At 61.4% G+C, this 11856-nt stretch carries 7 protein-coding genes; 6 read left to right on the top strand and 1 reads right to left on the bottom strand.

Going from position 1 to position 11856, the window contains the following annotated elements:
• Window positions 1-25: 25 nt before the first annotated feature.
• Both KCG44_RS08335 and KCG44_RS08330 read left to right on the top strand, forming a co-directional pair.
• A complete protein-coding gene (locus KCG44_RS08335; protein ID WP_218445537.1) occupies window positions 26-2014 on the top strand; it encodes an energy transducer TonB in 1989 nt (662 codons plus the stop codon).
• A 29-nt stretch (window positions 2015-2043) separates the two neighbouring features.
• Entirely contained in the window at window positions 2044-2904 is an 861-nt protein-coding gene (locus KCG44_RS08330; protein WP_218445535.1) for a LysR family transcriptional regulator, read from the top strand.
• 10 nt (window positions 2905-2914) lie between these two features.
• Here KCG44_RS08330 and parE read toward each other — a convergent pair whose 3' ends face one another.
• On the bottom strand, window positions 2915-4897 hold the full coding sequence (gene parE, locus KCG44_RS08325) for a DNA topoisomerase IV subunit B (RefSeq protein WP_439651436.1): 1983 nt from the start codon (window positions 4895-4897) through the stop codon (window positions 2915-2917).
• Window positions 4898-5305: 408 nt separating this feature from the next.
• On the opposite strand from parE, the gene KCG44_RS08320 reads away from it, so the two are divergent.
• The 4 genes from KCG44_RS08320 to KCG44_RS08305 all read left to right on the top strand — a co-directional run bounded on the left by KCG44_RS08320 (window position 5306) and on the right by KCG44_RS08305 (window position 11855).
• Window positions 5306-6139, top strand: a complete 834-nt coding sequence (locus KCG44_RS08320) for a TorF family putative porin (RefSeq protein WP_255536400.1) — start codon at window positions 5306-5308, stop codon at window positions 6137-6139.
• A 107-nt stretch (window positions 6140-6246) separates the two neighbouring features.
• Window positions 6247-8727 carry a hybrid sensor histidine kinase/response regulator gene (locus KCG44_RS08315; protein ID WP_255536399.1) on the top strand — a complete coding sequence of 827 codons (2481 nt, stop codon included), beginning with the start codon at window positions 6247-6249 and terminating at the stop codon, window positions 8725-8727.
• 116 nt (window positions 8728-8843) lie between these two features.
• Window positions 8844-9902, top strand: a complete 1059-nt coding sequence (gene recA / locus KCG44_RS08310) for a recombinase RecA (RefSeq protein ID WP_218445531.1) — start codon at window positions 8844-8846, stop codon at window positions 9900-9902.
• 174 nt (window positions 9903-10076) lie between these two features.
• A complete protein-coding gene (locus tag KCG44_RS08305; protein ID WP_218445529.1) occupies window positions 10077-11855 on the top strand; it encodes an ABC transporter transmembrane domain-containing protein in 1779 nt (592 codons plus the stop codon).
• Window position 11856: the final 1 nt, after the last annotated feature.

Here is an 11856-nt window from a genome sequence, read left to right as displayed (position 1 = left end):
ACGGGGGCAAGCAGGTCGGAGCAGGATGATGAGAAGGACAGCACAGGCGGCCGCTCTGGCAGGGGCGATCCTGCTCGCGGCGCCCATATCGGCGCAGAGTCTTCAGGACCGATTCGATACCGCACAGACAGCTTATGAGGCTGAGAATTGGGCCGACGCTGCGAAGCTGTTCGGAGCGTTGCTCGACGACCTCAGTGAAACCCAGCGCGGCGGTGCTGTCGGCGCAGCCGTCCTTAGCCGCCGCGGGGATGCGCTCGTCAATTTCGGCCAGCGCGCACAGGCCCTTGGCGATCTGGAGGAAGCCGCACGTATATTTGAGGGCTTACCGGAGGGTGGCGGCAGTGAAGCCGCCGCGAACAGCATTGCCCTCGCCTCGATATATGAAATGAATGGCAACCTGCCCATCGCTGCGGCGACATATGCTCACGCTGAGGAAATCGATCCCTCGAGCACGGCATTGTCTCCCGCAAAGATGGGAGAGGCGCGATCCAGTATCTTCCATCGCCCTGACCGGGCGCGGGCGCTCGCTGAAGCGGCCATTGCCGAGGTACAGGGCATGGAGCATACAAAGGAGAATGAAGAACTGCTCACCGCCCTCTTCACATTGAGGGGCCGCATCGCGCTCAATCACGAGGCTCCGGCCGTCGCCGATGATTATTATGACAAGGCGCTGGCGCTGGCGGGGCGGCGCTCAAGAAAAATCGACATTTATGATGCGCGCCTGCGTGCGGAGGCGTCATATCCCGATTTTCTCCGCGGCCGCAGGTATGATGCACTGCTCGTCCTTGAAAGCTCAGGGGCTGGCCGCATGATGGAGGAGACGCCGCCAGCCCCGGATCGGCTAGGACTACCGCAATGCGCACCGCTCGGCATCGTGCGGCCCGAGGACAGCATGATTCTTGACCTCGGCATCGCTGAAGACGGAACAATTGCAAGCGTGACCCCCATTTATTCCTCGCGCCCCGGCGCAATCGAGGCGGAATTTATTTCGGAAATGCGAAAGACGGCCTGGAACTCGGCCAATCTGAAGAATGTTTCGCGCTTTTTCCGCGCGTCGATGCGCGTGCAGGTCAGTTGTACCAATAAGAATGATCGCCAGTTGCGAACCATGGGTGATCATGCATTTTCTCTTGTCAATTCAAAGTTTGAGGAAGTTGGCCAGTTTCGACATATTCTGTATCCTGGCGATGATGAATTGGATCAGTCGTTCCGTGTTCGCCTGCGCGGCGCGCTGGCAAAATTGGAGGCCGCCGATGCGGTCGATAGTCTTTCCGGTCTGATCACTTTGGTAGAGCTCGCCAATGTGGAAACGGACCGCGAGGCTGCACAGGCGTTTCAGGCACGAGCCGACGCGCTCGCGCGTTCGCTTGGTTGGTCGGCAAGCGAACGCGCCTTATTGTGGGCGTTTCCTGAACACTTCGAGCACTTTACGATGCGTGACGAATATCTTGCCAGGATTGCCGATGTAGAGAAAAGCACGGACCCCCTGCGCGCAGAAGCGCTGGCGCTGTTGTACATACGAGCGGGCCGTGAACGCGAATTCGAGGATGATAAGCGGACGGCGCTTTCCGATTATGCGTCGGTCTTGAAAACAGGTCTGCCGGAATCCAGTCTGTCCATGCAGCTTGCGAATCTGCGGCTCGCGTCGCTTTCGGCGGAACTCAAGAGGTTCGAAGATGCTGAAAATTATCTGACGAACAGCGGCCTGACGCCGGATCAATGTTCCTTGGTGGACCTGCGCCCGCTGGTGGAACGGAAAGGTATTTCAAGCGGGAATTACCCGGACATATTGATCCGGCTCGGCATGAGCGGACAGGTTGTTTCCGAGTTTGACATTGGTTCCGACGGCAAGGCAATTACGCCCAGGATTACTTACTCCTTTCCTCCTTTCGTGTTTAACAAGACCGTAAGTGCAGCAGCGCGCAGAATGCGGTTCGCACCGATTTACAGGCAGGGTACGCAGATCGGATGTCAGGATTGGAGGCAACGCTACAAATTTGAGTCAGCTGATTAAATTATATTTGAATATCGAGAGACGTCGAAATGAAACGCAGCCTTCTTCCCCTCAACGGTCTGCGCGTCTTCGACGCTGCGGCGCGGCATTTGTCCTTCACGAAGGCGGCCGATGAACTGCACGTCACACCGGCGGCTGTCGGTCAGCAGATCCGCACATTGGAAGAGGTGCTCGGCGTCGTCCTGTTTCGCCGTCTTACGCGCAATCTTGAACTGACGCCCGAGGCGGAGGCGGCGCTTCCGGCACTACGCGACGGCTTTGCGGAAATTGAGACGGCTGTTGATCGTATGCAGTCGGGGCAGGGCGACAAGGTCATGACCATTGGCGCGCCGCGTGCGGTCATCGGCAAGTGGCTGTCGGCCCGGCTCGCCGCTCTTGGCGCGGACGCGCCGGAACAGCGCTTCATTCTCGTCCCGACCGACGACGGTACCGATTTCGCGACCGCCAATATGGATCTGGCCGTCAGATGGGGGGCGCTGCCAGCCGAAGAGGAACTGTCGGGCGCACGGGTCGCGGAGGAGCAGGTGATCGTCGTCGCCGCGCCCGCGGCGGCGGCCAATGTCGCCGCGCCCGCCGATCTTCTGACGCTGTCGCTCATCCATCATCCCGGCGAAAGCTGGCAGGCCTGGTTCGATGGGCATGGCCTGGTGCACAAGGATGTGGATGGCGGCCTGAGTGTCGTCGACGAAGGCCTTGCGCTCGACGCCGCCGCCTCTGGCTATGGCATTGCCCGCGTGCCCCTCACATTGGCACGCGACGATATCAATGCCAGACGTGTGGTGCAGCTGTTCGATGGCATTCCCAGCGACGACCATTTCTGGCTCGTCGCGCCGCCCGAACGCTGGCGTCAGGCCAAGGTGAAGGCGGTCGTCACGGCGCTCACGGCATAGCGCACGCGCCCTACGCGTCGATCGCCGCTTCATCCAGTTCGCGGGCATTGTCCTGAATGAACTGGAAGCGGTGGGCCGGATCCTTGCCCATCAGCCTGTCGACCAGCTCGCGTACCGGCGCACCGGCCTGATATTCTGACGGCAGGGTCACGCGGATCAGCGTACGCTTCTGGGGATCCATCGTGGTCTCCTTCAACTGCCCCGGCGACATCTCGCCCAGGCCCTTGAAGCGGCTCGTATCGATCTTGCCCTTGCCGGTGAATTCAACCCGCATCAGCTCTTCGCGGTGCGCGTCGTCGCGGGCATAGGCAACCTTGCCGCCCTGCGCGATGCGGTACAGCGGCGGCTGCGCCAGATACAGGCGGCCCCCTTTCACAAGCCCCGGCATTTCCTGAAAAAAGAACGTCATCAACAGCGTTGCGATATGCGCGCCATCGACGTCGGCGTCGGTCATGATGACGATGCGGTCATAGCGCACGGCATCGTCGTCATAAGTTGCACCCGCACCCGCACCGATGGCCAGAATCAAATCGGCAATCTCGCTATTGGCGGCAATCTTCGCCGTGGTGGAGCTTGCCACATTCAGGATCTTGCCGCGGATGGGCAGGATCGCCTGCGTCTTGCGGTCCCGCGCCTGTTTCGCACTGCCCCCGGCTGAATCGCCCTCGACGATGAACAGTTCGGTGTCACCGGCACCGCCGGCCGAACAGTCGGTCAGCTTGCCGGGCAGGCGCAGTCCTTTCTTATTTGTCGCCGTCTTGCGCTTGACCTCCTTTTCCGCCTTGCGCTTCAGCCGTTCATCGAGCCGGTCGAGCGCGAACCCCATCAGCGAGCGCCCACGATTCATATCGTCCGACAGGAAATGGTCGAAATTATCGCGCACCGCGGCCTCGACCAGGCGCGCCGCCTCGGGGCTGGTGAGGCGGTCCTTGGTCTGCGACTGGAATTGCGGTTCGCGCACGAAAACCGACAGCATGATCTCGGCGCCGTTGACCATGTCGTCGGCGGTCAATTGCGCGCCCTTCTTCGTGCCGGTCAGCTCTGCGAAGGCGCGCATGCCTTTGGTCAGCGCTCCGCGCAGGCCATTTTCGTGCGTGCCGCCATCCGGCGTCGGGATCGTGTTACAGTAATAGCTTGACGATCCCTCGCCATATAATGGCCAGGCCACGGCCCATTCGACGCGGCCCTGGCCATCGGGAAATTCCGCGCTGCCGGTAAAGGCGTCGCTTGTCGCACATTCGCGGTCGTCGACCAGCTCTTTCAGATGATCCGCCAGACCGCCTGGGAATTTGAAGGTCGCTTCCGTCGGCACGTCCGCGTCGGCCAGCGGCTCATCGCACGTCCAGCGAATCTCGACGCCGCCGAACAGATACGCCTTCGACCGGGCGAGCCGGAACAGGCGCGGGGCCTTCAGGCGCGCCTTTCTTCCGAAAATCTCGGCGTCCGGGCGGAAGGTGATGCGCGTGCCCCGGCGATTGGTCGCCGTTCCCACCTCCGCCAGCGCGTCGACGACGTCCCCGCGAGAAAATGTGGCCCGGTAGACGGTCTTGTTCCGGGTGACCTCGACCTCCAGCATTTCCGACAGGGCGTTGACCACCGACACGCCGACACCGTGCAGACCGCCCGAGGTTTCGTAGGCCTTGCCGGAAAACTTACCGCCGGAATGCAGCATCATGAAGATGACTTCGAGCGCGCTTTTGCCGGGATAGCGGGGGTGTTCGTCGACCGGGATACCGCGGCCATTGTCGCTGACGCTCAGGCTGCCATCGGCGGACAGGTGCATCGAGATGCGGGTCGCATGGCCTGCCACGGCCTCATCCATGGCATTGTCGATGACTTCATTGGCAAGGTGGTGCAGGGCGCGCTCGTCGGTGCCACCGATATACATGCCCGGTCGCCGCCGGACGGGCTCGAGACCTTCCAGGACCTCGATTTCACTGGCGTTGTAATTTTCAGGCTGCGCGTCGGCGCCGACAAACAGATCGCTCATCACGCCTGCTTATCAGCGGCGATCCTGCGCGTCACCCGTACCTGGCACCGTGCCCGGCGAATGCTGCAATGCGGAAACGATAAGAATCAGAAAAATCGTAATATATTTATCCTTGCGTCACGTTATGCTGCGATGCAATATGATCATGCTCTTCGGAGCGATCCTCCCCAAGGATTGACTGGGCCGTTCCTCTTTTTGAGGGGCGGCCCCTTTTTTATGTGACGATTTTGCATCAGCGCCATGCAATTTGTGACGATTTTGCATCAGGACCGTGCAATTCTCCGCGCTGCCTAATAGGCAGGCTTGAGTGGCATGAGGACCTTTGCCATGATGGGTGCAGATCGGCGCAAGATCGATTTGTTTCCCTTCCGGGCGAGCGGCAAAACAGCTGAAATCAGAAGGGTATATAGAATGATGAATAACGCTCCAAGACGCAGTGCCTTTGCAGGCGCATGGCTTTGCGCCGCGATGGCCGCGACCGCGGTGACGGCACAGGATACCGCACTTGACGCCGCGACCGATACCGACATCCCGGGCGACTGGGAATTGTCGGGCAATGTCGGCCTTTATTCCGACTATCGCTTCCGCGGCATTTCCTTTTCCGACGAGGAACTGGCGTTGCAGGGCGGCATCGATCTGGCGCACAGTTCCGGTTTCTATGTCGGCACCTGGGGTTCGAACCTCGGCGGCTTCGGCACTTTTGGCGATCCCAATCTCGAACTCGATGTCTATGCCGGTTATGGCGGCACCGTCGGCGGTGTCGGCACCTATGATATCGGCGTGCTCTATTATCTCTATCCGGGTGCCGCGGGCAATAACGACTATGTCGAGTTCTACGGTTCCCTGGGCGCTGAGATCGGCCCTGCGGAAGCCACCGTTGGCGTGGCCTGGGCACCGGACCAGGGCTCGATTGGCGACGACAATATTTATGTCTATGGCGATCTCGGGGCAGGCATACCGAACACGCCCATCAGCCTTTCAGCACATCTTGGTTACACCGATGGGGCTCTGGGGCTGGGGGGGACGGGCGTCTCCGCCGCCGGTTTCGAGTCCTTCAGCGACAATTATCTTGATTGGTCGATCGGGGCGTCAGCCGAACTTGTCGGCCTTGAATTCGGTGTTGCCTATGTCGACACGAACATCGGCAAGACCCGGGAAAACGTGGTCGGCACCCGCGTGATCGGCAGCGGCTCTCCGTTCGTGGCGGATGGTCAGGTCGTGGTCTCGGTCGGCTACAGCTTCTGACCGCCTGATCAGGGGATGGGCAGCGCAGCGAAAATGGTGCGCCGCCCATCCCGCCGATCATTGTAAGCGCCTTGACCGAAGCGCGAGCGGAAGGGATGAGAAAGGGCATGGAATCCCAAGCTCCGTTTCGCGCCGACCAGCTCCCTGACCCCACAGAATGGCCGCGCCTGCCTGGTGTGCAGCGCAGTATGTGGAGCATCATCGGGATGGCCGTCCTGCTGGCGATCGGTTCCGCCGCCCTTGTGGGATATGCCTTGGGGGTGTGGCAGTTCGCGGCGCTGTTTGCCGCGCTCATCATCGGCAGCGCCATTGTCGCCTATTTCACCGCGCTTGGCCGGGTACGCCGTGGCGGCGGCCGTATCGACTGGGCGCTCGTCAGGGCCGCCCTTGAATCGCAGCGGGTCTCGCTTGCGATTACGGACAGGGAGGGTCGGCTGGTCTGTGCCAATGCGGCCTATGGCGTGCGCGCTGGCGGCTTTCCTTCACCATTCGAACTCGTCGACAGCGGCAGGGGCGGTGATGCCATCCGCAACGCGGCCGATGCCGCCCGCCGCGATGGCACGGGCTTTGCGGACCTTACGGTGCACGGCGACGACGGCCTCAGGCGCCGCCTTCGCATCACCGTTCGTCCTGCGGAGCAGGGGCGTGACTATCTATTATGGACGCTGCGCCGGAACCACATCGACAAGGCGATTGATGACACGCGCGACATGATCGAGGGGCCGCTCGGCGGCTGGTTTGGCGATGCCGGGATTTGGACTGTGATGGCGGGCGCGGATGGCCGCGTCCTTGCCAGCAATACGGCGTTTCTCGACAATATTGGCGCGCAGCCGCCGGGTATCCCGCTGAATCTTGGCAATCTTGTCGAGCTTGATGATGATGGCGGGCACTGGCTGTCGGTTCACCCGGCGACGCCCGATGCGGACCGCATCTACATCCGGCTCACGCGGCTTCCCTTGACGGACAATAGCAATCAGGACGCGTCGGAGGATATGGATATGGAGGATGCCGATGCCGAGGAAGCCGGCGCATATCTCTTCTTGATGCGCGCCGATGATGCGCCGGCTGCGGCGACATCTGCGCCTGCGCCCACCGACCTTCCCGCGCTGATGGGGGTTCTCCCGATCGGTCTGGCGCTGGCGGATCGCGACGGGCAGCTTGCCTATATGAACGATGCGTTCCGCGTCGCCGCCGGCATTTCCGGCGATTCAAGCACCGGGCTGATTTATCCCAGCGACCTTGTTGGCAAGGACGACAAGGCGGCGGTTGCCGACATGGTGCGCACGGCCGCGCGAAATATGGACGTTGCCAGGGATATTCGCGTTCGCCTGAAGCACCGCCCGGACGAGCCGGTGATGCTGACCATCGGCCGCGCGCCGTGGCAGGACGGTCCGGCAGTCGTCCTGTCCCTCAAGGATAACCGCGAACAGCTGAAACTAGAACGGCAGATTACCCAGGCCACGAAGATGCAGGCCGTGGGCCAGCTTGCCGGCGGCGTCGCGCACGACTTCAACAATATCCTGACGGCCATCATCGGCTATTGCGATCTGATGATGATGCGCCACAGCCCTGGCGATACCGATTTCGACGATATCAATCAGGTTCGGCAGAACGCCAATCGCGCGGCGAATCTGGTCCGCCAGCTGCTCGCATTTTCGCGCCAGCAGACCCTGAAACCGCAGATGCTGCAGGTCAGCGACATTGTTGGCGAGCTGTCGCACCTTCTGAAGCGCCTTCTTGGCGAACGTGTCACCTTCAGGGTGGAGCACGGCCGCGGTCTGGCGCCGGTGCGCGCCGATCCGGGCCAGATGGAGCAGGTCATCGTCAATCTGGCGGTGAACGCGCGCGATGCCATGCCCGATGGCGGCGCGCTGACCATCCGGACATTTGCCGTCACGCCGCAGGATAGCAAGCGCCTCAACCGCGAGGGGATGCCCCCTGACGATTATGTTGCCATTTCCGTTGCCGATACGGGATCGGGCATTCCGCCCGAAGCCCTGCCGAAGATCTTCGAACCCTTCTTCACGACGAAGGAGGTTGGACGCGGCACCGGCCTTGGCCTTTCCACCGTTTACGGCATCGTAAAGCAGTCCGGCGGCTTTATCTTCGCGGACTCGACACCGGATGAGGGTACCCGGTTCACCATCTACCTCCCCGCGCAGGAGGCGCTGGCGGAAACCGACGAAACGCCCGCGCAGAAGGTCGGTGAGGAGGTCAGCTTTGGCGAAGGCACGATCCTGATCGCGGAGGATGAAGACATGGTCCGCGCCGTTGCGGAACGCGCGCTCACCAGAAAGGGCTATGATGTCATCTGCGCTGCCGACGGCGAAGTCGCGCTCGACATATTGCGCGGCATGGACACGCCGCCGCACCTGCTGATCACGGACGTGGTGATGCCCATCATGGACGGCCCGGCGCTGGTCGCGGAGGCGCGCGCGCTGTTCCCCGACCTCAAGATCATCTTCATGTCGGGATATGCCGAGGAACAGCTCCGCTCTTCTGTGGAAATCGACGATGCGGGGTTCTTGGCAAAGCCGTTCTCCGTCGCCGAAATCACCGAAAAGGTTCGCAATACGCTTGCCGGATAACGGGTTTCGGCGCGGCGGAACATTATAAGAACTTTTTTCTTGCTTCATGAGAACAAAGTGCGTACGAAATACGCATGTTGAACGGCTGCGAAGCCGCGTTTAGGGAGGCGAAGACTATGGCCGCATCGTTGAAGGTAGTAGAGACCGGGATGGACAAGCAAAAGGCACTCGACGCCGCCCTCGCGCAGATTGACCGTGCGTTTGGCAAGGGCTCGGCCATGAAACTGGGTCAGCAGGAAAAGGTTGAGATCGATGCCATTTCGACGGGCTCGATCGGCCTTGATCTGGCTTTGGGTGTTGGCGGGTTTCCGCGCGGCCGCATTATCGAGATTTACGGCCCGGAAAGCTCCGGCAAGACGACGCTTGCGCTGCATGCCATTGCAGAGGCGCAGAAGGCGGGCGGTACCGCTGCATTTGTCGATGCGGAACATGCGCTCGATCCCATCTATGCGAAAAAACTGGGCGTCGACACTGCGGAACTGATCGTCTCACAGCCGGATACGGGCGAGCAGGCGCTTGAGATCGTCGATACGCTCGTTCGTTCCAATGCTGTCGATATTCTGGTCATCGATTCCGTCGCCGCGCTGACGCCGCGTGCGGAAATCGAGGGTGAGATGGGGGACAGCCATGTCGGCCTGCAGGCCCGCTTGATGAGCCAGTCGCTGCGCAAGCTGACCGGTTCCATCAACCGGTCGAAGACGACGGTGATCTTCATCAACCAGCTGCGCATGAAAATCGGTGTGATGTACGGTAATCCGGAAACCACGACCGGCGGCAATGCGCTGAAATTCTATGCCTCCTGCCGCCTCGACATTCGCCGCATCGGCCAGATCAAGGACCGCGACGAAGTGGTCGGGAACACGACGCGCGTGAAGGTCGTGAAGAACAAGGTCGCACCGCCGTTCCGGCAGGTCGAATTCGACATCATGTACGGCCTTGGTATTTCGAAGACCGGTGAAATCCTGGACCTTGGCGTCAAGGCGGGCATCGTTGAAAAGTCGGGTGCCTGGTTCAGCTATGATTCGATACGCATCGGGCAGGGCCGCGAAAATTCGAAGACATTCCTGAACGATAATCCGGAGCTGCTTGCAAAGATCGAGGCCGCCATTCGCGGCAAGTCCGAGGCGGTCGACGAGGCCCTTCTGGATGGAAAAGACGCCGGCGAGGAAAAATAGCCGGTTCCATTTGAACGATTTTCCGGCGGCGGCTTCGTATTTCGGAGCCGCCGCTTTCGGTTCGAAAATATGATCCGGATGCGTGCGCGTGCCTGCTCTTGCCTCTGCGCCGCAATCGATATCCTGTTCATATACCCTCGACGCCGCACGCCGTGACGTCTAAGCGCCACTCAAATGGCTGATATTCCGACTGCTGACCTTCCCCCGAAAAGCCGTAAATTCTCCAAGCTGCAACTCATCTGGCAGTTTGCGAAGGTTTATCCTTTTCCCATCGTCGCGGCGCTGGTTGCGCTTGTCGTGGCGGCGGCGTCGACACTCGCCATCCCGCAGGGTCTGAAGCTGGTCGTCGATCAGGGCTTCGGGAATGACGATTCGTCCGCCATTGCTCCCTATTTCATCGCGCTCATCGGCATCGTCATCATTCTTGCGATTGCGACCGCGGTCAGGTTCTATTTCGTCTCCTGGCTTGGTGAGCGTGTGGTCGCTGATCTGCGTGTTTCCGTTCATCGTCACCTCCTGTCGCTCGACCCGGCGTTTTTCGAGGATAACAGGCCGTCGGAAATCGCCAGCCGCCTGACTGCGGACACTTCGGTGATCGAGCAGGTGGTGGGCACCAGTTTTTCCGTAGCCCTGCGCAACATCTTCATGGGGCTGGGCGGCGTCGTCTATCTTTTCTATCTCAGCCCGAAACTGACCGGGCTGATGTTCCTCGTCATTCCGCTGACCATTGGTCCCATCATTCTGCTTGGCCGCAAGGTACAGGCGCTGAGCCGGACCAGTCAGGACCGCATTGCCGATGTCGGCGCCATCGTATCCGAAACGCTTGGGGCGATCCGCATCGTGCAGGCGTTCACGCAGGAACCGCGCGAATCGGCCCGTTTCGCCGGGGCCGTCGACGATGCTTTCGCGGCCGCCAAACGCCGCATTCGTATTCGTGCGGTCATGACATCCATCGTTATCTTCCTGATTTTCGCGTCGATCACGCTCGTGCTCTGGCAGGGTGCGGTCGACGTCATCGACGGCCGCATCACCGGCGGCACGATTACTGCCTTCGTATTTGCCAGTGCGCTTGTCGCGGGCGCGTTCGGGGCGCTGACCGAAGTGTATGGCGACGTCATGCGCGGTGCCGGCGCGGCTGCCCGCATTTCAGAACTGTTGCAGCAGGTGCCGGACATCCGCGCGCCAGAGGTGCCTGCATCTCTTCCGGCGCAGGCCGTGGGGACGCTCGCATTCGATAATGTCACCTTCGCCTATCCGTCCAAGGTCGCCATTCCCGCGATCAGCGATTTTACGCTGCATGTTAAGGCGGGGGAAACGGTGGCCGTCGTCGGCCCGTCCGGCGCGGGCAAGTCGACCCTGTTTCAGCTTATTCAGCGTTTCTATGATCCCCAGAAGGGCAGCGTCAGCGTCGACGGTGTCGCGATTGACAGGCTGCGCCCGTCCGACCTGCGCCAGCGGCTTTCGGTCGTGCCGCAGGAAACCGTGGTCTTCGCCGCGACCGCGGGCCAGAACATCGCCTATGGCCGACCGGGTGCCAGTGAGGAGGACATCTGGCGGGCCGCTGCGGATGCGAATGCTGACGGTTTTCTGCGCGCGCTCCCGGACGGCCTCGATACCTTCATGGGAGAGGCGGGCACACGCCTGTCGGGCGGACAGCGCCAGCGCGTCGCCATTGCGCGCGCCATTCTGCGCGACGCACCGATCCTGCTGCTCGACGAGGCGACCAGCGCCCTCGACGCCGAGTCCGAACGTGAAGTTCAGACCGCGCTCGAACGCCTGATGCAGGGCCGCACGACGCTCGTCATCGCGCACCGTCTCGCCACCGTGCGCGGTGCTGACAGGATCGTGGTCATGGATGATGGCCGCATCGTCGCCGAGGGCCGCCACGACGACCTGATCCAGCAGGACGGGCTCTACGCCCGCCTTGCCCGTCTTCAGTTCGACGCGTCCTGAC

The sequence above is a fragment of the Pacificimonas pallii genome (genome assembly GCF_019204005.1).
GTDB lineage: Bacteria > Pseudomonadota > Alphaproteobacteria > Sphingomonadales > Sphingomonadaceae > Pacificimonas > Pacificimonas pallii.
Note: the sequence above shows the minus strand (reverse complement) of the source record. Positions and strands in the feature narration are given on the sequence as shown.